This is a genomic window from Pseudoalteromonas sp. L21 (assembly GCF_021728035.1).
Classification (GTDB): Bacteria; Pseudomonadota; Gammaproteobacteria; order Enterobacterales; family Alteromonadaceae; genus Pseudoalteromonas; species Pseudoalteromonas arabiensis.
On record NZ_JAKKCV010000005.1, the window covers coordinates 269,200 to 291,614 of the forward strand.

Consider the following 22,415-nt stretch of genomic DNA (forward strand, 5'->3'; position numbering starts at 1 on the left):
TAATAAAACACTGCATAAATCACACCAGCAAAAAACTCAATTAATATCAGAATCTTAAACATAGAGGTATGTAACTTATAGTAAGAAGAACGTACAAGTTACACACCCACTGTAAAATTTATAGGTGTCGTTTACGCCATATAAAATAAAGCGCAGGCAAGACTAAAAGCGTTAACACAACAGCACTTAGCATACCACCGACCATAGGCGCGGCTATTCGGCTCATCACCTCGCTACCCGTTCCTGTACCATACAGCACTGGCAGTAAACCAATGATAATGGTTGCCACTGTCATCATCACAGGTCTAACCCGAAGGCCAGCACCATTGATAATTGCTTGGCGCAGCTCTGTCACCGTAAACTGTGCTGATTGCGCTTTGGCATCTTGATAAGCTTGATTGAGATAAACCAGCATGATTACGCCAATTTCAACGGCAACCCCCGCAAGCGCAATAAAGCCGACTCCAACAGCAACAGAGAAGTTAAAACCTTCCAGATACATCAGCCAAATACCGCCTATCATCGCAAGCGGTAAGGTCAGCATGATCATTGCCACCTCAGTAAAGCTTCTAAAATTGAGGTATAGCAGCACCACAATTATCGCTAAGGTTAATGGCAAGACGTAGCTAAGTTTGGCTTTTGCACGCTCCATATATTCGTATTGCCCTGCCCAAGTAATTGAATAACCGGCTGGCAGCTCGAGTTGCTGATGCAGTGCTTGTTGCGCACGCTCAACGTAACTGCCGATATCACTGCCTTCAATATCAATTAAGCTCCAGCCATTAATACGCGCATTTTCACTTTTAATACCCGGCGGACCATCTTCAATAAAGACATGGGCTACGTCGGCCAATGCGATACGCTGACCGTTTGGCGTCACTATCGGTAACAACTTAAGCTCTTCAGGCGAGTCGCGATAATCTTGCGGATAACGCAAGTTAACTGGGTAACGCTCTTGCCCTTCAACGGTTTCAGTCACATTCATACCACCGATAGCAGTGGCAACAACCTGTTGCACATCAGCAATGTTCAAACCATATCGCGCTGCTTTCTCACGGTTGATATCGACTTTGATGTAGCGACCACCAGCAACGCGCTCTGAATAAACCGAAGCGGTACCCGGTAAATCTTTTAAGATGACTTCAATTTGCTCACCGATTTTTTGAATTTCACTCAGTTTTGGCCCTGCCACTTTGATCCCCACAGGCGTTTTAATCCCAGTGGCAAGCATATCGATACGGGTTTTGATGGGCATAACCCACGCATTGGTGAGCCCTGGGAACTTAACCAGATTATCGAGCTCTTTTTTCAATTTTTCGGTTGTCATACCCTCGCGCCACTGTGACTTTGGCTTTAACTGAATAAAGGTTTCGATCATGGTGAGCGGCGCGGGGTCTGTCGCAGTATCCGCACGACCAACCTTACCAAATACCGATTCGACCTCTGGCACACTGGCAATTAACTTATCGGTCTGCTGTAAGATTTCACGGGCCTTACCAATTGAAATACCTGGGTAGGTAGTTGGCATGTACATCAAGTCCCCCTCATCAAGAGGAGGAATAAACTCACTACCAATTTTATTAACTGGATAAAAACCGATAACAGCCAACACTAAGGCCAGTACCAGCGTTGTTTTCGGCGCTTTTAACACCGCATTTAACAAGGGTTTATACGCTGCCACTAATAGGCGGTTCACAGGGTTTTTCTGCTCAGAAATAACCTTACCGCGAATAAAGTAGCCCATTAATACCGGCACCAATGTAATCGCTAGACCAGCCGAGGCCGCCATGGCATAAGTTTTTGTGTAAGCCAGTGGCGAGAACATACGCCCTTCCTGTGCTTCTAAAATAAACACGGGCATAAAGCTGACGGTGATAATTAATAAACTAAAGAATAATGCGGGCCCGACTTCTACGGCTGAGTCCATCACCACTTGCCAGCGGTTTTCGTCGGTCAGTGGGGTTTTCTCCATATGCTTATGCATATTTTCGATCATCACGATAGCACCGTCTGTCATTGCACCAATGGCAATTGCTATCCCGCCAAGCGACATGATATTGGCGTTTATACCTTGCCAATACATAACCACAAACGCCGTTAAAATGCCCATTGGCAGCGTGATAATGGCTACTATCGATGAGCGTATATGGAATAAAAACACCACACACACTAAGGCCACGACAATGAGTTCTTCAATTAACTTTGAGCTTAAGTTATCAAGTGCTTGGGTAATTAGGTTTGAACGGTCGTACACAGGGATGATTTCAACCCCCTCAGGCAGGCCTTTTTTGAGCGACTCTAGCTTTTCTTTCACTAGTTTGATGGTTGCTTCGGCGTTTTCGCCAAAGCGCATCACCACCACACCACCAGTTACTTCGCCTTCGCCGTTTAGTTCGGCAATACCACGGCGCATTTGCGGCCCAAGTTTTATATCGGCAACATCGCGTAATTGCAATGGCGTACCATTGGCATTAGTACCCAGCGGAATGGCCTCTAAATCGGCAACGCTTTTAACGTAACCGGTGCTAGAGACCATGTATTCGGCTTCAGCCATTTCGACGACAGAAGCACCACGCTCTTGGTTACCTTGCTTAATCGCTGTTTGAATTAAACTCAGCGGAATACCATAAGCACGCAATTTATCTGGGTCGACATTAACCTGATACTGCTTAACCATACCGCCAACAGACGCCACTTCTGATACGCCTGGTACCGTTTGCAGTTCAAACTTTAAAAACCAATCTTGCAGACTTCGTAGCTGGCTAATATCGTGCTTACCGGTTTTATCCACTAGCGCATACAGGTAAATCCAACCCACCCCTGTTGCATCAGGCCCAAGCTCGGGCCTTGCTGAATCAGGTAAGCGAGCACTTACTTGACTCAAATATTCTTGTACTCGGCTACGGGCCCAGTAAAGATCAGTGTCTTCATTAAAAATAACGTATACGTAAGAATCACCAAAAAACGAAAAACCCCTTACTGTTTCAGCCCCAGGCACCGACAACATCGCCGTGGTGATCGGAAACGTTACTTGGTCTTGCACCACTTGTGGCGCTTGTCCTGGGTAAGACGTTTTTACAATAACCTGTACATCAGATAAGTCAGGCAAGGCATCAACTGGGGTATTTTTTAAAGAAAAAATCCCAAAGCCCGCCAACATTAAAGACAGCAGTAATACAAAGAAGCGATTACCGACTGACCAACGGATCACGGCAGCTATCATTGCATTTCTCCTTGCATAGGGTGGCTTAGGGTCATGATGTCAAAAATCACAAACTCACCGTCCACTAACTTAAAGGTAAAATGCACTTCATCATCGCTTTGCAAACTAGACATATCGATACGCGGCGAAAAATGAAACTCCATGGTTGCGGCATCGCGGCCCCACTTAGGGATAGCCTCACGACTGATCACCGCAGTTCTGGCTTCGCGGTCAATGCTGTTGATAACCCCGTTCACCATTGCGCTATCGCTATCAGGCTCTTGCATACGCATAAAGTCAGAGCTTTTGCTTGATTCTGAGTCTATTAAGAACTGTGCTGAAACCACTACGTTATCGTCTTTCAATAAGCCCGATAAAATTTCGACGTCATGATTATCACTGCGACCTAGTGTCACAGCGACTGACTTAAAGCGCCCTTCGCCTAAATCAATCACGACACGGTCCTGGCTACCCGTACGGATCACCGCTTCTTTTGCGATGACTAATTGCGGCTCAGTTGGCTTGGCGGTAATACTCACTTCAGCAAACATATTCGGTTTTAGTAAGCCATCTTGGTTGGCAAAACGTAAGCGCACACGCAGGGTACGGTTTTTCTCATCAAGGGTTGGGTAAATATAATCGACCTTACCCTGCCAGCGTTGCCCTGGTAAGTAATCGAGTGTCATAGTCACTGGCAAGCCTTTATGAATAAGCCCTGCTTGACGCTCAAAAACTTCAGCTTCAACCCATACTTCTTCTAAGTGAGCAATACTCATCATGGTTGTGCCTGGTTTCACATAAAAACCTTCGCGGATATTTAGCTCATCCAATACGCCACTTTGCTTGGCATAAAAGGTAATGTTTTGCCTAACCTTTTGGCTTTGCTCTAATCGTGCAATAAAATCGTCTGAAACATTCAGTGATGCCAAACGCGCTTTTGCAGCACGAATAAGCACCGTGTTGTTACGTTTAAGGGCAAGCAGTAGTTCTTCTTGTGCATTCACAAGTTGTGGAGAATACAAGGTATAAAGAGGCTCGCCTTGCTTAACTTGGTCACCCGCAGCTTTGACATATAAGGTTTCTATCCAGCCTTCAACACGAGGATGAATATGCACGAGTTGGTCTTGGTCGTATTGCACATAGCCAACCGTATCAACGGTAGTTTGTAATGATTTAAAACGCACAGGTGCTGTTCTTACTCCTAAGTTATTAACGACCGCGGGAGAAATTCTCACGGTACCTGGGCTGTCTTCAGCGCTGCTTTGTTCCTCATAAACGGGTACTAATTCCATACCCATCGGTGATAAACCTGGTTCATCACGGCGATAATTACTGTCCATAGGTGCCACCCAATATAGTGGTTTTTTCTCAGCGCTTGGCATTTGTGCATGATCTGGCTCAGCAAGCTTATTTACAGCCGTTGCCAATGCTGCACCGACCGCCAAAGCGACAACTAATTTCACTGTGTTATTCATTGCTAGCTCCTTGGCTTTGTGCTGCATTTATGCGGTTATCTTTTGCTGCTGCGTAATAGTTAAGGCGAGCGAGGGTAATTTGTTTATCGACTTCAATATTTAACGCATCTATTTTCGCGTTTAGTTCGCTGATGCGAGCACGCATCACTTCTGAAAAGTCGCCATCATCATGGGTGTAAGCATTAAGTGTTGCCTCAGCTTGCTCAGCCATTTGCGGTAATAGCTGTTGTTGATACAATGCTTTGCGCTTCGCGAGTCGACTCAACTGACTGAGTTCTTTAAAGTACTGTCCTTGCAGCTTTTGTAAGGTAATAAGTTTGTTGGTTTTTACCGCCTCTGCGCTGGCAATTGCAGCATTGACGTGTTGATCTTGACGGTTGTCGGTAAATAGCGGTAAATCAACACTAACGCCAATTGAGAATAAGTCAGCGCGAGAGTCCCCCATCGGGGTATCATCACGATAGCCATAGCCTAAATTCATACCAAATTGAGGTTTATACGCTTCTTTCGCCACTTGCACTTGGGTGTTTTTAGCACGTAGTGCATGTTCAATAGCAATTATTGCTGGGTGCCCCATTAACACTTCAGTGACACCCGATGGGGCGAGCTCTTGATAAGGCATTAATGCGGTCACTTTGGTACTTTCATCACTCACCGCACCATTTAACATGTCAATAGGTAGCCATTGCGCCAGTCGCTTTTTGGCACTATCAAACTGCTGCTCAAGCATCACCAGCTTATCTTCAAGGCGTGTTAGCTCTAACTGAGCGCGAATAATATCTTGCTGGCGAGTCGCACCAAGTGTATTGGCATAGCTTGCTTCTGTTATATCAATGAGTTGATTGAATAATGCTTTATCTTGGTTGATTAATTGAATGCTTTTTTGTGCACGGTAGGCGTTTAGCCATGCTTCGCTAACAATGGCTTTAACCTGTGCTTGGCGGTCAGCTCTAAGCCAAGGGTATTGCTCAGCCGATTGCTGTAATGCTTGCTGCTGTAGGGCAAGACTATCACCACGACTAAATTGTTGTGATAAGCCCACTTTGAATTGCGTCATACCTTCTTGGTCAAAGGCAAAGCCATCGGTTGGTAAGTTCATTAGGCCAACAGTTAATACCGGATCTGGTAAGGTACCTGCAGCAATGCTTTGCGCTTCTATTGCCTGTTGCTGGTATTTATTTGCCTGCAACCAAGGCTCGTGAGTCAATGCATAATCAATCACCTGATTGAGTGTCAAAGGCTCTGCTTTCACTAAACTTGAGGTTATCAAAACTGCGCCTAGATAAAGCGCCTTAATCAATTTGCTGTGAATCATCACATGCTCCAAAAATCTTAAATAATGGTAAAAAAACAATAGATTTAGGGTGCAGAATGAGGTGTTCTTGCAGCGTGATGCTGAATTTTAGACAGACCTATCCTGCTTAAGCAGTAATAGGTGGACGGTATAAGGAGCTTATATGAAAGCTAAGTTGGTTTACGCCTAACACGGTGACTTTTTCAGATTGCTTAATTGAACTAACAACTAGGCTATTTAGAGGGAGGAGTGAGTGAGCTGTACAAGCATTGAACGGACACGCACAATCGCTGTTGTCCATGATATCTTCATGGCAACAGTCCATCTCGCTCATGTCGCTGTCGGCATTCATATTTGCATGATGGTTCATTTGCATGCTGGCATGTGGCATATCACACACCATAGCAACAGACGCAACTGACTGACCCACAAAAGTGAGCAGCATCATAACTATCAATAAGTAGCTTGAAAGTCGCGCCATCATCATACCTTAAAAATTAACCGCCCAGATTGTAGCCCGAAATTTACGCGCTCGACAAGGGTTTAGCTATTTTTATGCTGCTAGTTGCTGCAATAGCAAACAGGCAATAGCCAGTAAAATACCAAAAACCATCACCTAATTCGGCGTGCATTTTTATAAGCTCACCCATTTGCCCATCGGCATTACCAGCTAAATAGACCACAATCAATGCAATCACAAACACATCAACCATACTCCATTTACTTAACCCCTGTATTAGTTGACCAAGTAAATACTTAAGTTTGTTCGCTGGTAAAAAGCAATAAACTAACTGCATCAGTAATTTTAATGTGGGGATAACAATTGAAAACACAGCAATCAGTGCTGCCACCAAATAATTTTTATTGTTAGCAAACTCATTCACTGTGCCCCAAATGCTGCGTGTTTTTTTGTAGGCATCTATTTCACCTTCAAGCTTATCAAGCCCTAACATGCTGGATGCCATTATTAATACACTACGGGTATTTCTGTCGCCTTCGTCGGCAATCATTTCAATACCTGTTTTAGCCAGCTCCGACTTGTTTATTTTACCTTCTAAAGTCAACACTGGCTGAGTTATTCCAGGAATGAGCAAAGCTAAAGCAATAATAATGGTAATAACAGGGAGTATAATACGCATCTTAACTAACCAAAAAATAAATAGGCTAGATATGATAACTAACTCAACCAGCCGAGTCAGTAACTAAGGACAGCGCAGAAAATACATCATCAGCATAGGCCCTTGATTCGTACATGGCATCATAGACAACATCCATTTTTGACGCGGGACGAATCATCACAAGTAATTCATCGGCTAGCTGCCAATGCTCTTCTTCTACAGCTTTAACAAGTTTTAGTGTTCCGCCGAGCATACCATTAAAGCTTAACAGCGCACTGGACAACTCTGAGCCTAATGAAAACTCTTTTGCAACAAGATCAATCTTCATATCCAAAATGGCGTCTAAAACAGATAGCATGCCGACCAAATAGCCCTGCTCCGCCAGCTCTTTTCCACCAGGCGCTAACATTAACGCTATGAATTTAGCACGCATTAGCCCTAATTTTGTCAGCTCTGAGGGTTTATCATTACCCAGTTCACTTAAAGCAAGTACGCGAACAAATTGTCTTATTGCGTCTTCTCCCAAGTAAATAACAGCTTGTGAAATAGATTTGATAGTCTGCTGGGCACTGCTTGAACGTGCATTAACTAACTTTAGTATACGCGCTGTCAGCCCTAAATCTTTTGCGACCCGCTCTTGTACTGCAGAAAAGTCTATATTCGGTTGAGCCGTACAATTTAATAGTTCTAACACTGCAACTTTTGAAGGCTCAACATTCCCATACGTTAATAATTCAGGGCGAGCAAAAAAGTAACCTTGAAATAAATCACAACCTGCCGCTTTCAATTGTTCAAACTCTTCATAACTTTCAATTCGCTCAACAATAATTTTAGCTTTAGGAAAACTACGTTTCAGTTTTTTGATCATCATATTTGTTTTGATGACCGGCTGTTCAACTTCAAGTTTAATAAAGTCCATTAACGGTAAAATGGGTTGCCATTTTTCGCCCCCGTCATAATCATCTAGAGCAAAAAAGTAACCTTCCTCTTTTAGTTGTTTTATGCGTTTAGCAACGTGAGGAATGCTTGTTGTTCGCTCAACTATTTCGATAACTGCACTTTGAGGCTGCAATAGCTTTGGAAAGTCGTCTAATATTGCATCGGTAGACAAGTTGATAAATGCAGGTTGGAAGCCCGTAAGTTTCTCTAATCCCATTAACATTAGCGCATTAAAAAACAACCGGCCCGTCGCTTTACCATCGCTTGTACCTTGAGGAAATACGTTGTCAGTTGACTCTCTGTACAATAACTCATAGGCATAGAGAGTTTTATCAGCATTAAATATCGGTTGCCTAGCTATATACTGAGTCACACTCTGACTCTTATTTCCTTCTATATTTAATTCTGACATTTTACATCCCGCTTAATTGTAAAAATCAACACTACAATTGTTCTTAGTATAGTGAAAGCTGTTTTCTTGCCAAACAAGAAAAATCCAACCACACTCAGTGTATGACAAACTTTTAATATAACCCATTGCGACTAACTTACTCATTATTTTTGCTTTTACTCTCTTTAAGCCCTGAACAAACAGCACAGGCTAAGCAACTTCCTGTGTTAAAATATAATGTGACTGGCTCTGGAAATTTTTACCCTTATTACATAAACAATAGACGTAATCCTGGCATTCTTCCTGAAGTTATTGCACAAATACTTGCCCGCGCAAATATTAAAGCCAAGCACATAGAGTTACCGGCTAAGCGTACGGTTAAATACCTTCATTTAGGCAATATTGACTTTGATGTTATCAGCCGTGCGTGGCTAAGTGAGCAGGAGCAAAAAAGTGATCTATTTAGTTATTCTGAGAACTTATTCGCAATTGAAGAGTACCTCGTTAGCCTTGAGGAAAATATCCAAAACTGGCAACAATTAAGCCACCTCAATAAACAACCAGTCGGAACAGTCCTTGGTTATTACTATTATGATGATACACGTTTTAAGCGCGTGGACTTTCATTCTGAAAAAGAACTAATAAAAGCGTTAAAAATGAATAGAATAGAGGTCATTATTATCGATAAGCTCAGTGCGAAGTACTGGGCAAACAAATTGAACATCTCTATTGCATTTGGTGCACAGCACTCGAACGGTTACTTACAAATAAGGCTTAGATCAGAGCATCAAGCCATGCTACCTGCCATAAATGAAGCCATTCGTAGTTTAAAAAAAGAGGGCACTATCGAAGCCATTATTAGCAAGTACACAAAAACCATACCCTTACATTAAACAAGGTTATTCCGCTTTAACTGCGGTTTTGTTATACTAGGGCGCTGTTATTAGCGATTTGCTTTAAGATAGATCATTTAATAAAGCAATTGGCATTAGTCTTCCAAACTGAAAAGAGCCTCCCATGAGCATTGAACAAGCCCTTATTGAACGTAGTAATAACCAATGTGAACTTTGCACAGCAACTGATAATTTATCTGTTTACGAAGTGCCACCCGTTACAGAGGCTCACTCTGATAAATGCATTTATGTTTGCCAAACCTGCAAAGATCAAATTGAAAACAATGCCGACCTTACTGCAAATCATTGGCATTGCTTAAACGACAGTATGTGGAGTCAAACACCCGCAGTACAAGTTGTGGCCTATCGCATGCTAAAACGCTTAGCGGCAGATAACGGCTGGGCTCAAGATGCACTCGACATGATCTACCTTGAAGAAGACACACTAAAGTGGGCGCAAACGGCCCTTGCTGAAGATGACGATATTAAACATATCGATAGCAACGGCGTCGTACTTCAAGCGGGTGACACTGTCACACTTATCAAAGATCTTGATGTTAAAGGCAGTAGTTTAGTTGCTAAACGCGGCACGGCGGTTAGAAATATCGGCTTAACGAGTAACCCTGAACATATTGAAGGGCGCGTAGATGGCCAACGTATTGTCATATTAACTAAATACGTAAAAAAATAACGCTTGATAAAATGGGCTTTGCGCCCATTTTTTATATAATTAAGCTATGATTAAGTCTGCGAATTTTAAGCTATTTAATAGATAGTCCTCCAAACGCAAGGAAAACATCATGGCTTCGGATACCTTCTCCTCTTTTAAACGTGCCTCACTGTGTAGCTTAATGATATTAGGCAGCAGCTTAGTATTAAGCGGTTGTAGTGAAGATTCAGCTGAGCCGCAAGCTGAGCAATCAACAATGAAAACACTCAATACCCAGGTGACTTATTTAGATCGTAGCATGTTGCCACCAGGCTCAGTGCTAAAAGTACAGCTGGCCGATGTATCGAAGATGGATGCAAAAGCGGATGTGATCAGTGAGCAGGAAGTACAATTAAATGGGGCTCCACCTTATAACGTGGCACTGGAATATGACGAAAGTAAAATTGCCGATCGTCACCGTTACAGCGTCAGTGCCCGCATAGAAAACCAAGGTCAGTTGCTTTACATCAGCACAACCCATAATAATCCATTTTCAGAAAACGCAATGGACGATGTATACAAAGTCACTGTCTCTAAGGTATCCGCTAAAAAGCCAGATGTAACATTAACTAACACCTACTGGAAAGCAGTAACAATTGCTGGTGAGCCCGTTAACGTTGAAACAAAAGAACCCTTTGTTCAATTTAAAGATGATGGCTCAACTCACGGCTTCTTAGGGTGTAATAGCTTCTCAGGAAGCTATGAAGTAAATCAACAAACGCTCACTTTCAACCCACTCGCAAGCACTAAAAAAATGTGTGTAGAGCAAATGGATATTGAAGCTGCAATGTCAGCCTTATTGGCATCAACAGCACAGTTTTCAATTAATGGTGAGCAATTAGTTTTACTTGATGATAGCAACGAGCCATTGGCAACGTTTACTGCAACCTATATGAATTAGTCTATAAACAAAAACGCCCAGTAAAAACTGGGCGTTTTATTTAAAATAAAGTTATTCGTCAACCAGTTGTTCACTGCGATAAAAACCGCTGTTTTGTGCAAGTAATTCTACTAACTCAGGCAAGATAGCGTCCATGGTTTGCTTTAATTTCCAAGGCGGGTTAATGACTATCATACCAGAGGCCGTCATACCATGAACCTCAGTATCAGCCTCCGTTGCTAATTCAAATAACTGAATATTGCGCACACCAGAATCAATTAAACCAGCTTCCATTCTATCGATACGTTCACGGTCAACAACCGGATACCAAATCATATACGTACCCGTTGCAAAACGTTTATAAGCCTTAGTAATAGTATTAACAACCGTGTCGTAGTCAGCTTTAATTTCGTACGGTGGATCAATTAATACACAAGCACGACGTGACGCAGGAGGCAATAAGCCCACAAGCCCTTGAAAACCGTTCTCGCCACGTACCCGAATAGAACGCTTACCTTGCATATTATTTTGCAATAGTTCTAAATCACGTGGATGTAACTCAAAGAACCAGCCTTTATCTTGGCGACGTAAGAAGTGTTCAGCTATTTTTGGTGAGCCTGGGTAGAAATCTAAATCCCCCTGTTGATTAAACGACTTAATTAGTTCGATATACTCATTAAGTGCGCTATGCTCACTGCGATGTTGCCAAAGTTTAGCGATGCCTTCTAAATACTCTTGTGTTTTTTGTGCATCACTTCCTGCAAGTTCAAAAAAGCCAGCCCCAGAATGCGTATCAATATAATCAAGTGGCTTGTCTTTGATTGTTTGATATTTAAGAACTTCCGCTAAAACTAGATGTTTAACTACATCAGCAGGGTTTCCTGCATGAAAAGAGTGTCGGTAACTAAGCATATTTATAAGTCGCCAAATACGAGTGTGCGCAAAAAATAGATGACCACATTGTACACGATAAACCGATAATGATCCTAAATACTCAGCACTGAGTGAACCATAAATGAATAAAAATGCCCCGAGACTGAATTGAAGCTTAACTTTTAATAAAAATGCGCTAAAACAGGCGTAAATGCTGGCATATCGATACAGTTTCCTTTACATTTGCATGACAATAATCACAGTTTTATGAGCGCATTTATGAATAACGAAACTCTTTCCCAACTCGAACAACTGATCGACAAACTAATTAACCGAAATAGCGAACTTGAAAGCGAAGTTAAAAGCCTAAAAGAGCAAACCGCCAAGTTACTTGATGAAAACGAAACACTACAACTTGAAGTACTTGAAAGTGAAGAAAAGCAAAAGGATGCCAGCAGCACATTAACAGGCTTACTTGAAAAACTACAAAGCGCTAATCAGGCTAGCTAATGGCCACTCCACAAAGTCAGCGTGTCGCCGTCGAGCTGCTTGGCAAAGAGCATGAGTTTTCTTGTCCTGAAGGGCAGGAAAAAGCGCTCGTTGGTGCAGCTCAACATTTAAATGACTTAGTGGAACAAATGAAGCAACGCTCTGCTGTTCGAAACGAACAAAAAGCCTTATTAATGGCCGCGTTGCACTTGAGTCATGAGTTGCTCGAAGTCAAATCGCAACAAGCAAAACAAGAGCAACAGCATGACTCATTAATCGATAAGCTAAGCCAACATTTAGATCCTTAAAAAAGCGCATTTCGCGCTTTTTTTGTTTACACTCTCCATTCGAATAATAAACGAGCGAATTAACAATGCGTACGAGTGCTTTTCTAAAAGGAATTATAACGGCTTTATTTTCTGCCTGTTTTACCGTGAATGCCAATGTTACTTGGCATTCCATTACACCAGAAATTCAATTTTTAAAGCAACAAGCTAAGCTACGCTTTTACGATTCGAACCAAGTTCTTATCGAAGGAAAAGAGTGTGCATTAATGTTCGATGCCAGTGGCGACTTTGCAGCCGTGGAGCAACTAGCCAGCACTCTAAAGCAGCGTTTGAAAACACCTTTATGTTATCTGGTTGGCAGCCATTATCATGACGACCACCTCCTTGGCATGGCCGTACTACAAGCACAATTTCCAACAGCAAAGCTCATAGTTCATCAAAAGGTTGCAGAAAACTTTGCACATGTACAACGTGCCTTTACTGATAAGCTTGATAGCTATGAAAAAAGTATTGAGCTTAGCTACCAGCGCCTTGCCACCCTGCCCAAGGAACAACAGCACACATGGCGAGAAAAGTTAACGCTTGCGAAACAACGTTTGCTACGCTGGCGTGAGTTATCGCTTAAAGAGCCCGCACTTATCATCTCAGAACAAACCAAGCTTGATCTAGGCAATTACCCAATTACCATTGAGCCCTATCACGCGCATACATATGGTGATTTAACCTTACTTGCTGATAATGGCCAAATCTTATTGGGTGGCGATATGGTTGATAGCCTGCCTTATCCAGGTCATGGACAACTAGCGCCATGGCTTAACGCACTCACACAGCTTGCGCAAAGTAAAACCATCACAACCATTTTACCTGGCCATGGCGAAAAGCTCACACCCGCGATGCTTGCAAAACCAATTGCATTTTTAAGTACGATTGAAGAGCAGGTAAAAGCTCAGCCGAATGCCCCCGTAGAAGAGTTAATAACAACATTCCCTATAACCATAAAACAAAGCTATCAGAGCGACGAAATTGGCGAACGTGCATTTAATATGTTTCTTGAGGCTGGACTAAAGCAGGCTAAAACTTCAAAATAGCGCTAGAATAATAAAGGGATTTTATTATATGGCTCTATTACATTTGAAATATTTTCTATTGCTATGCATATTTATTAGTTTACAAGGATGCCAAACCACTAAGAAAGAATCGCAACAAAATCAAGATGATAAGCCAAAGATCTTTAACCACTTTGAGCCTAACTTAAGCTCTCAAGAAAAAACCAGTGAGCAATTAGATGTATCACCCACCGCTGCGCTACCGTCATCCAAAGTAAGTATTCCAGCCTCTGAGCCAACTTCTGATGACTTATGGCAACATATAGCAAATAATCTCTCTTTGGTTTTTCAAACCAATAAACAGACTACTGCACGTGTAAAGTGGTATTTAAAACAGCCTGAGTATCTTGAAACAGTGAATCGTAGAGCCGCTCCTTATCTTTATCACATTGTTAAACGTGTCGAAAAGCAAAACCTCCCTATGGAGCTTGCACTGTTACCCTTTGTTGAAAGTGATTTTAGACCCACAGTTCGCTCCTCAGAACATGCGGTGGGAATATGGCAATTGGTAGGCGCAACGGCCTATCATTTCGGTGTGCAAAGCGACCAATGGTATGATGGTCGTCAAGATATTTTAGCTTCAACCGATGCTGCACTCGCTTACTTAAGCTACCTACACAAGCGCTTTAATGGTAATTGGCTTCATGCATTAGCAGCCTATAACAGTGGTGAGGGTCGAGTAAAGAAAGCCATTAAAGACAATAAAAAACGAGGAAAAAAAACCGATTACTGGTCGCTTTCATTACCAAAAGAAACCGCAGATTATATACCCAAATTATTAGCCCTCAGCTACTTAGTAAGGCATCCTGAAAAAGGCTTTAAGCGCCCAAAATTGGTCAATAAACCACTGACTACTGAATTTAATGTTGGCCAACAATTTGATTTTTCTGTGATTGCAAACCTATCTGGAATCGGCCGCAGTCAATTGCACAAACTTAACCCTGGTTACTTAAAAAACCAAAGTTCGCCTAATGGCCCACATACTTTATTACTCCCAATGGAGCAACAAACCATACTACAGAGCAAACTATTCCGTAATAACTTTGCAGGCCAATACACAGTACAAAAAGACGATACTTTATACAGTATTGCACGGCGCTTTAGCATGTCAGTCGAGGCGCTAAAAAAATTAAATAATAAAGCCTCAAATCTAATAAAGGTTGGTGAACAGCTCCACTTAAATAAACCACAGACAATACAGAAGTCCTTGTTGGTCGATTATAAAATTAGCCCTTATCTAGAGCAAAACGAACCAACAATTCCCACTGTTGCAGTTGATTACCAAGTCAAACCCGGTGACTCTATTTGGCGCATTAGCCGGCTCTATGATGTCCCCCACAAGGATGTCGCGATGTGGAATAAGTTAAATGCAACAAGCGTATTAAAACCAGGTACGATTTTGACATTACATTTGCCACAAGCCGAGCCCACAAAACATAATGCACCAGCGAGCGAGACGATACTGTCGGGTATCGAAAGCTCTTTAAAAAAGCCTTGATTGCTCAGCTAAAGCGGTTAGCGTAAAATCGGCATTTATATTTAAATTCTAAAGAGTAAAAACATGCAAATCAGCAAAGACTCAGCGGTTGAGTTTCACTACACATTAAGTGAAGCAGGCGAGCAAATCGAATCAAGTAAAGATGGCGAGCCGCTTTCATATATCCATGGTACTGAGGGCATGCTTCCAGGTCTTGAAAAAGCCCTTGAAGGTAAAGTAGCTGGTGATAACTTTAGCGTAACACTTGAGCCCAGCGAATCTTACGGTGAACGCGTTGATAACCTAATCCAACGCATCCCACTTAAGCACTTACAAGGCAACACAAAAGTCTGGAAGCCGGGTATGACAGCAATAGTGCATTCAAACCAAGGCCGCCACCAAGTGACTATCGTGAAAGTAGGTCGCTTCAATGCAGATTGTGACTTAAACCACCCATTTGCTGGCAAAACACTGACATTTGATGTTGAAGTAGTTAATGTTCGCCAAGCAACAGCCGACGAGTTATCACACGGCCATGTGCACGGCGAAGGCGGTTGTGGCCACAGCCACTAAGGATAAATGATGACAAACGTTGCAATTGTCACTGGTGGCAGTAAAGGCATAGGCAAAGCGGTTGTTGAGCGCTTAGAGCGCGAAGCATACACAGTTTACAACTTAGATATCACGCCATCTGAGGGCAACTATCGCCACTGTGATGTCAGTGATGCTGTGCAAGTTAAATCTGTGATTAACGAAATAATTGCAGAAACAGGCCGAGTTGATGCGTTAATATCAAACGCAGGTCGCCATTTAAGTGCCAACATTGAAAACACCGATGAAGCAACGTTTGACGCCCTGTTTGCGCTCAATGTGAAAGGTGCCTATGCTGCAATTCAAGCTGTGTTACCTAGCATGAAAAGCCAACAAGGGGGCTGCATCGTATTGGTTGCCTCTGATCAGGCGATTATCGGCAAACCAAACTCATTTGCTTATAATTTAACAAAACATGCGCTTGCATCAATGGCAAAAACCACTGCGCTGGATTATGCCGCGTTTAATATTCGCGCGAATGCAGTGTGCCCAGGCACCATTGAAACCCCATTATTTCATAACGCGATTGATGCTTACTGCCAAAGAAGCGGTGCTAGTAAAGCTGATATTGTTGCCGAAGAAGCTGCATTGCAACCTTTAAACCGTTTAGGGCAGCCTGAAGAAATAGCTGCTTTGATAAACTTCTTGATAAGCCCAGAAGCCAGCTTTATCACCGGTAGCTTGCAAAGTATTGATGGTGGATACACCACGCAATGAGCGACAAAATTATTGACCCTCATATACACTTTTTTAACCTCAAGGAGGGTCAATACATTTGGCTACAAGGCGAGCATCCCCCTGCCTGGCCTAACCTTACACAGATAAAAGCACCTGTTAGTGTAGAGCAACTGCAATCAGCCTGTTCATTTGAGCTAGAAGCGCTTGTACATATTGAAGCAGGCTTTGACAATCAAGCGCCAATAAAGGAGCTTAATTGGCTTGCAACACATTTAAAAGATTTTGCTTATAAAGCCATTAGCTATAGTCAGATTGATGCCCCTAATAGCCAGTTTATAAACGCAATGACTGAGCTTAGGCAACCAACGCTTGTTGGTATTCGTGATATTACCGAAGGTGATGATGCAAGGCGATTATGTGCACCAAACAGCCTTGAAAATCTTGCCTATCTAGCCGCCAAAAACTTACTGTTTGAAGCCCAATTTGAAATTGAAAACCATGCAGTAACCGAACAGCTCATTACATACTGCCATGCTCTTCCTTCATTACGTGTAGTGATTAATCACTTAGGTTTTATCAAAAACCCAGAGCACTGGTTAAAGGCAATCACTAAATTAAGCCGCTGCAATAATATTGCTATTAAATTTTCAGGACTGGAATTTAGCTCATTGAGTAAAGACACGCATCGATGGCTTCTTAAGAATTTACTAAATCACTTTGGTGAGCAACGTATTATGTTTGCCAGTAATTTCCCTGTTTGCCAAATCGAGGTAGACTACAGCAGTTGTTGGCAGCACTATTTTTCATTGTGTGATACGCATCATATTTGGCAACAGCTGAGCAACAAAAATAGCCGTTATATCTATCAAATTAGTTAAAGACTAACTATACATAAAGGAAGTCTTGCTCGTTAGGAGCCCCTATGAAATTGCAACTTAGCTGTTTTGTTTTATCCTTTGCCCTCTATAGCTGTAGTCATCAAACACAGCAGCCCACTCCAAAACTCCAACATGCACAGCTTACAGAACCACAAAGTGAGCTCATAGCACAGGGAATCTCCCGACTAATGCACAGTAAGCCAATCATCCTCGATAAAGATGCTTTTTTAAACAACAGTGTGCTGGTAATAGGTAATATGAAAGGGCATGAATCACAAGATAAAGGGTTTAATAACACACCTGACAGCTTTGAGCTGCTGATTAAAGATAAGCAATGTTTTATCCGGCATTTAGATAGTAAAGCTACCGAGCTACTACCACAGGTAAAATGTAAAGAAACCGATTGATATTTAATAAAAAACCAACCATGTAATAATCTGTAATAACAACCTAAAACAGATCTATCTATTCTTTTCCTTGCACAAACAGGCAAAAAGCAAATTAACTTTTCAGAGGTTTCTTTGCTCATTGCCACCTTTAAAATTAAGCAAGGAGAATTTTACCATGTGTAACGGTGATAAAAACAATAGCCTAGTGCCGGACCTAACCCAAGATCATTCAGTTAGTCTAGCAACAAGCGAAGCGGCATCTAATCAACCTCTTGAGTTTCATCCATCGACTTTAGCCGCACAGATTTCAGCATGTGTTGGTGCAAGCTATGAAAATGGCAAAATTTGCGTAAACTTTCCAATAGTCGGCAATATTTGCTTTTCAGTCAGTTTGCCCATTCCAAGCGGTACATCGGTTAAAGTATGTATGCAAACGTGTGGTTTCCGCATAGGTATTCCACCTTTTAATGGTATTAAAGCTACGGTATACGCAAACAACAGTCCGTTATGGACTGGCACAATTTGGGGTTCTTGTTAGATAGCCTATAGTAATAGCTGCTTATCAAATAAATAAGCAGCTCTTCAATTTCAAAACAGGACTTTATATCATGAATGATCTCAGCTTTTTTGTTATTCCCAATGACCATGGCCAATGGGAGCTCACTTCTCAATCTGGAGCAAGTGCAGAAGAAATTAAAGTAAATTACAAAGATCTTATTGCAGGTGGTAGTCTGAATCTCTATTTCGAACTTGCAAACAAATCAGAATGGGCTTTTGCCGAAAACGGTAGCTATTTTTCAGATGCTAAAGACAACTTCAATTATCAACTCAATAGTATTGTTGCCAACGATGGAAAATCACTAATTGTCACAATATCCAGTATTTTACCGCATCACGCTTTATCAACCGAATTGAGTAAACAATTAGCTGATAATCCAAAAAAAGCGGTATCAGGCAAGTTAGATCAAGGTGCAAATTATGAAATTAATTTTCGATTAATTGCGAAAAAGAGCACTGACGCTAACTCTCTTATGCGTTATTTTTCACAAGATCCACGGGTTATAATTGAAGATATGGAGCCAACCCTTTAAAACACCAACGCAGAGCTTACTCTGCGTTATTTTTTACAGAACATAAAAAGTAATAATGCTCTTTGCCGATTAAGCTCATTAACTTACTTTCAGAACATAACCCCTTAAACCAAGGTAGACGGTAAAAAACTGGACTCCATCCCAAATTTATACTTTGCTCTACCGACGCGAGTGCTGAGTATTTTTCATTCAATAAGCTTTGCAGCATTGCTTTGATAAAATATGCCTCGGCCAAATTTGGCTGAGCAGCTAACAGCTGCTCAACCTGATTCATCGCTTGTTGATTCCTATTTAGGTGAATCAACACTTGCGCTTTTTCAAGCTGGTCTGCAACGTTTTTCGACGAGGAGCCAAGCTGATCGCTAATTTTTAAGTATAAGCTTTCAGCCTCTGTAAAGCGGCCTTGCAAATAAAGTAAATCAGCATAATTAAGTTGTAAGGTGGTTGTTTTGGTATCTAACATCATGGCTTTTTCAGCAAGGTTTAATGCATTTACAAGCTCACCTTGTAAAGAAAGAACAATTGAATAATTACTATAAATAGAGGCACTTTGCTGTCCCGAATCGATCAGTTTTTGATAATTATCCTCTGCCGCCGTCAAGTCGCCTGATAACAAAGATACATCCGCGACTGTTTTAAGCGTCACAACATCATCAGGGTTATAACTTAATACTTCCTTTAAATATTTTAATGCGTCAGCACGTTTCCCCAAAGTAAGGTACGCGATTGCAAGGTTTCTGGTGGCCAATAAAGTGGGTCTAATTTTATATGCCATCTTCGCGTGCTTTAAAGACTCTTCTAGGCGACCTGTACGCTTAAAATAAATAGCCAAAATAATTTCTCTCTGGTATTCCTCTAAAGATGAGCTTTGAATTCTGCTAATAATTTTTTCAGCTTTAAGGTGCTCTCCCGTATACTGGTATATTTCAAGTAGATCAACTAAATAAGCAGGGCTTTCACGGTATGAAGTTGGCGATCGTTCAAGTTGAAATTGTAACTTTGTTATGAGCTCTACATTTTTTGACGATTTATAAAGGCGTAAAACTATTTTTCGATATAAAGGATACAAAGGCTTAAAATCAGGCTCTTGCAACAACAAAGACTCAGCCATGGCGCGTTGCTTTTGACTGCTACCTAAATCATTCGCAGTCAGAGCAACTAACGACACATACTGCCTAATAAACTCATCTGACAATAACAGCTCTCTGTTCGAAAGAATACTTGGAGTAAGCAAGCTTTGTATCGAGGATAAAGTTGAGTTATAAATATTTAGATAGTTTTCTTTATCTGTTGCACTTCGTGTTGTGCCTATCATTGTGGCGTTTTTATCTAGTTCGTTTAGTGTGAAATCACACGATAAACGGTTGCAGTCTAATAAAGGTATTAATAGTTTGGTAGCTCCCAGAGCGGCAGCTAAATCATTTAGGCCTGCTTCTTTACCAAGTATTAATTGTGCTTGTTTAACTTCCCTGCTCGCAATTAAAGCAAGCTTGCGATCAGCAAGTACATATTCGGTTATTGCATCCTTGACGCCAAGACTGAGCAAGCGTTTTTGTGCATCCGTAACTTGGCTATTTGCTATAAATTCTACGGGTAATAAAGCTATTCTCTCTATCGGTTTAGATGCATACCAGAACCAACTCCCCCCGCTTAATAGCAAAAAAAGAATCACAACAAGAAGTAATCTTCTATTGAAAAAAGTTTTGCTTAGGTTGTTATTATTTTTGTAACTTGTAACATCTACGGTCACGCTTTCGAAGCTAAGCGAGGCTAAAACGTCTCTAAACTGAGATGCTACGGCGCGAGCGCTTTCAGGGCGTTTATCCACTTTAAATGCTAATAACTGTTTTAGTAAAGGTACTAAATCAGCAGATAACTCTTTGATAGGTTTATAATTTGCGCAACAAGGAAATGATTTGATTTGTTTTGCTAAATCTTGCGCTGTACTGCTTGAGGCTTGTTTTGAATAAGCATGATAGCCCGTTAATAACTGATAAGCGATTAACCCCAATGAAAATAAATCACTTCGAAAGTCAACAGCTTGATTATTCAATTGCTCAGGCGACATGGCGTTTAAACTGCCATAATCATTGACTATATCAGTTGCTTCTACCCCTTTGATTTTTGAGATACCGAAATCAGTTATTTTAACTGTACCTTCATCACTTACTAGCACATTAGCCGGTTTCAAATCGAGATGTAATATGCCTTTATCATGAATTGCAGCTAAACCATCACTAATATGAATGAGTATTTCTAGCTTTTCAGTCAGTGTAAGCCTCTGCTCTTTCATTACATGAGCTAACGTATTCCCTTTAACATACTCCATTTCTAATAAAACTTGTTGATCGCGATGAATGATTTTATAAAGCTGCACTATATTTGGATGATTAAAGCTCGCTATTAATTTTGCTTCACTAATGGCTCGCTCAGTAGTGTCTCCAGCTAATTTCATTACCTTGAGTACGACTTGCCTATTCAGCTCTCGATCAGTTGCAAGGTATATCGTACTCATCCCTCCTTGCGCCAAGACTTGTATATTTTTATAGTAATCCTCTATCACAAACTACTCGATCCATCACATATAAATAATTAGTTTAGTATTCAATGTTAATTAAATGCAAAATTAATGTACACACTATGATAGAGTTATATTTTTATTCAAGGACTAAAAGAGAGCTATATGGCTATACTGGCTAGTTTAAACTCAGATGTGAGCTTTTATCTGCGCGACTTTCATCGTTTTGGTCGACTAGCCCACTCTGTTGACACATTATTAAACTACCCAGAAGTGACACGTATTCATGCTGTAATAGAATGGGTCGAACCACACTGGTATATTCGTGATCTAAGCAAAAATGGTATTTGGCTAAACGGGAAACGGCTTGATAAACAAATCAACTCCCCATTAGCCCTAAATGATCGCCTAAGCTTTTCAGAAATAAATAACTTAGATTACCAATTAACTTCTATCGATCCACCCAGAGATCTTTTACTACCTATCAATGGCACAAATACACATTGTATTTTGCTTGAACGTTATCATTTTTTACCCGATAGCCAACATCCAACAGCCGTTATTTTTTACGATCCTGATAGGCTCTCTTGGTGCTACGAAAACACAGAAACTCACCAATTAGTTACTTTAGAAGATGGTCATCAAATAACAATAGGAGAGCAGCTGTGGCAGTTTTTTCAAGCTGAAATGACATCACAAGAAAATACACTGAATTTAAGCCCCACACCTATTAATGACCTTCAATTTATATTCAATTTGAGCCTAGATGAAGAGCAAACCGAACTCAAAATAAGACAACACAACACATTAATTGACCTAGATGTTCGCTCTCATCACTACCTCACCGTGCTGCTGGCTCGCAATAAACTGGCCGATATTAAAAATAAATTTGAGAAAGATGTACAGGGCTGGGTACAAGTTAAGAAATTAGCACGCGATCTTGGTATTAATGAATGCCATGTCAATATTCAGATCCACCGTGCGCGAAAACAGTTTATGGAATCTTTCAATAATACACTCTCTGCTGATGTTTTGATTGAACGTAAACGAGGTAAGGTTCGTTTTGGAGGGAAGTGTTTTACAATTGTAAAGGGGCCGAATTGCGAATCAACAGAGCCTACAAATTAAGAAATGGCT

22 protein-coding genes are annotated in these 22,415 nt (G+C 41.3%); 14 read left to right on the top strand and 8 right to left on the bottom strand.

Annotated elements, in window-relative coordinates; genetic code table 11:
- Nucleotides 1-118 precede the first annotated feature (118 nt).
- The 6 genes from L3V41_RS15695 to L3V41_RS15720 all read right to left on the bottom strand — a co-directional run bounded on the left by L3V41_RS15695 (nucleotide 119) and on the right by L3V41_RS15720 (nucleotide 8,440).
- Nucleotides 119-3,223, bottom strand: coding sequence for an efflux RND transporter permease subunit (locus tag L3V41_RS15695; protein WP_237128063.1), 3,105 nt, complete (start codon nucleotides 3,221-3,223; stop codon nucleotides 119-121).
- Entirely contained in the window at nucleotides 3,220-4,677 is a 1,458-nt protein-coding gene (locus tag L3V41_RS15700) for an efflux RND transporter periplasmic adaptor subunit (protein WP_237128064.1), read from the bottom strand. The genes L3V41_RS15695 and L3V41_RS15700 overlap by 4 nt, the downstream gene beginning before the upstream one ends.
- Entirely contained in the window at nucleotides 4,670-5,992 is a 1,323-nt protein-coding gene (locus L3V41_RS15705) for a TolC family protein (protein ID WP_237128065.1), read from the bottom strand. Before L3V41_RS15705 ends, L3V41_RS15700 begins: the two co-directional genes overlap by 8 nt.
- Nucleotides 5,993-6,098: 106 nt before the next feature.
- On the bottom strand, nucleotides 6,099-6,452 hold the full coding sequence (locus L3V41_RS15710; protein WP_062567208.1) for a hypothetical protein: 354 nt from the start codon (nucleotides 6,450-6,452) through the stop codon (nucleotides 6,099-6,101).
- 43 nt (nucleotides 6,453-6,495) lie between these two features.
- Nucleotides 6,496-7,110, bottom strand: a complete 615-nt coding sequence (locus L3V41_RS15715; RefSeq protein WP_237128066.1) for a paraquat-inducible protein A — start codon at nucleotides 7,108-7,110, stop codon at nucleotides 6,496-6,498.
- A 43-nt stretch (nucleotides 7,111-7,153) separates the two neighbouring features.
- Nucleotides 7,154-8,440, bottom strand: a complete 1,287-nt coding sequence (locus L3V41_RS15720; protein WP_237128067.1) for an HDOD domain-containing protein — start codon at nucleotides 8,438-8,440, stop codon at nucleotides 7,154-7,156.
- A gap of 203 nt (nucleotides 8,441-8,643) precedes the next feature.
- Between L3V41_RS15720 and L3V41_RS15725 the strand changes: the two genes are divergently transcribed.
- The 3 genes from L3V41_RS15725 to L3V41_RS15735 all read left to right on the top strand — a co-directional run bounded on the left by L3V41_RS15725 (nucleotide 8,644) and on the right by L3V41_RS15735 (nucleotide 10,922).
- On the top strand, nucleotides 8,644-9,312 hold the full coding sequence (locus L3V41_RS15725; RefSeq protein WP_167346327.1) for a transporter substrate-binding domain-containing protein: 669 nt from the start codon (nucleotides 8,644-8,646) through the stop codon (nucleotides 9,310-9,312).
- 124 nt (nucleotides 9,313-9,436) lie between these two features.
- Nucleotides 9,437-10,003 (top strand): alkylphosphonate utilization protein, encoded by a 567-nt coding sequence (locus tag L3V41_RS15730; RefSeq protein ID WP_130050406.1) that lies wholly within the window; start codon nucleotides 9,437-9,439, stop codon nucleotides 10,001-10,003.
- Nucleotides 10,004-10,112: 109 nt separating this feature from the next.
- Entirely contained in the window at nucleotides 10,113-10,922 is an 810-nt protein-coding gene (locus L3V41_RS15735) for an META domain-containing protein (protein WP_062567203.1), read from the top strand.
- A 51-nt stretch (nucleotides 10,923-10,973) separates the two neighbouring features.
- Here L3V41_RS15735 and rlmJ read toward each other — a convergent pair whose 3' ends face one another.
- Nucleotides 10,974-11,813 carry a 23S rRNA (adenine(2030)-N(6))-methyltransferase RlmJ gene (rlmJ, locus tag L3V41_RS15740; protein ID WP_237128068.1) on the bottom strand — a complete coding sequence of 280 codons (840 nt, stop codon included), beginning with the start codon at nucleotides 11,811-11,813 and terminating at the stop codon, nucleotides 10,974-10,976.
- Between the two features lie 240 nt (nucleotides 11,814-12,053).
- Between rlmJ and zapB the strand changes: the two genes are divergently transcribed.
- The 10 genes from zapB to L3V41_RS15790 all read left to right on the top strand — a co-directional run bounded on the left by zapB (nucleotide 12,054) and on the right by L3V41_RS15790 (nucleotide 18,760).
- Complete coding sequence (gene zapB / locus L3V41_RS15745) at nucleotides 12,054-12,284, top strand: cell division protein ZapB (RefSeq protein WP_062567201.1); 231 nt, start codon at nucleotides 12,054-12,056, stop codon at nucleotides 12,282-12,284.
- Entirely contained in the window at nucleotides 12,284-12,571 is a 288-nt protein-coding gene (locus L3V41_RS15750) for a cell division protein ZapA (RefSeq protein ID WP_062567200.1), read from the top strand. The genes zapB and L3V41_RS15750 overlap by 1 nt, the downstream gene beginning before the upstream one ends.
- 65 nt (nucleotides 12,572-12,636) lie before the next feature.
- A complete protein-coding gene (locus tag L3V41_RS15755) occupies nucleotides 12,637-13,638 on the top strand; it encodes an MBL fold metallo-hydrolase (RefSeq protein ID WP_237128069.1) in 1,002 nt (333 codons plus the stop codon).
- A gap of 28 nt (nucleotides 13,639-13,666) precedes the next feature.
- Nucleotides 13,667-15,154, top strand: coding sequence for a transglycosylase SLT domain-containing protein (locus L3V41_RS15760; protein WP_237128070.1), 1,488 nt, complete (start codon nucleotides 13,667-13,669; stop codon nucleotides 15,152-15,154).
- Nucleotides 15,155-15,217: 63 nt separating this feature from the next.
- Entirely contained in the window at nucleotides 15,218-15,706 is a 489-nt protein-coding gene (locus L3V41_RS15765) for a peptidylprolyl isomerase (RefSeq protein ID WP_237128071.1), read from the top strand.
- Nucleotides 15,707-15,715: 9 nt separating this feature from the next.
- Nucleotides 15,716-16,441 carry an SDR family oxidoreductase gene (locus L3V41_RS15770; protein WP_062567198.1) on the top strand — a complete coding sequence of 242 codons (726 nt, stop codon included), beginning with the start codon at nucleotides 15,716-15,718 and terminating at the stop codon, nucleotides 16,439-16,441.
- On the top strand, nucleotides 16,438-17,280 hold the full coding sequence (locus L3V41_RS15775) for an amidohydrolase family protein (RefSeq protein ID WP_237128072.1): 843 nt from the start codon (nucleotides 16,438-16,440) through the stop codon (nucleotides 17,278-17,280). The genes L3V41_RS15770 and L3V41_RS15775 overlap by 4 nt, the downstream gene beginning before the upstream one ends.
- A gap of 44 nt (nucleotides 17,281-17,324) precedes the next feature.
- On the top strand, nucleotides 17,325-17,687 hold the full coding sequence (locus tag L3V41_RS15780) for a hypothetical protein (protein ID WP_193988177.1): 363 nt from the start codon (nucleotides 17,325-17,327) through the stop codon (nucleotides 17,685-17,687).
- Nucleotides 17,688-17,844: 157 nt separating this feature from the next.
- Entirely contained in the window at nucleotides 17,845-18,207 is a 363-nt protein-coding gene (locus L3V41_RS15785) for a hypothetical protein (protein ID WP_237128073.1), read from the top strand.
- A 70-nt stretch (nucleotides 18,208-18,277) separates the two neighbouring features.
- Nucleotides 18,278-18,760: a hypothetical protein gene (locus L3V41_RS15790; protein WP_062567194.1), complete on the top strand. Its 483-nt coding sequence runs from the start codon at nucleotides 18,278-18,280 to the stop codon at nucleotides 18,758-18,760.
- A gap of 16 nt (nucleotides 18,761-18,776) precedes the next feature.
- Here the strand turns inward: L3V41_RS15790 and L3V41_RS20030 are convergent, their stop codons facing one another.
- Nucleotides 18,777-21,323 carry a serine/threonine-protein kinase gene (locus tag L3V41_RS20030; protein ID WP_276325274.1) on the bottom strand — a complete coding sequence of 849 codons (2,547 nt, stop codon included), beginning with the start codon at nucleotides 21,321-21,323 and terminating at the stop codon, nucleotides 18,777-18,779.
- A 120-nt stretch (nucleotides 21,324-21,443) separates the two neighbouring features.
- Between L3V41_RS20030 and L3V41_RS15800 the strand changes: the two genes are divergently transcribed.
- Nucleotides 21,444-22,406: an FHA domain-containing protein gene (locus tag L3V41_RS15800; protein WP_062567192.1), complete on the top strand. Its 963-nt coding sequence runs from the start codon at nucleotides 21,444-21,446 to the stop codon at nucleotides 22,404-22,406.
- The last annotated feature ends 9 nt before the right edge of the window (nucleotides 22,407-22,415 follow it).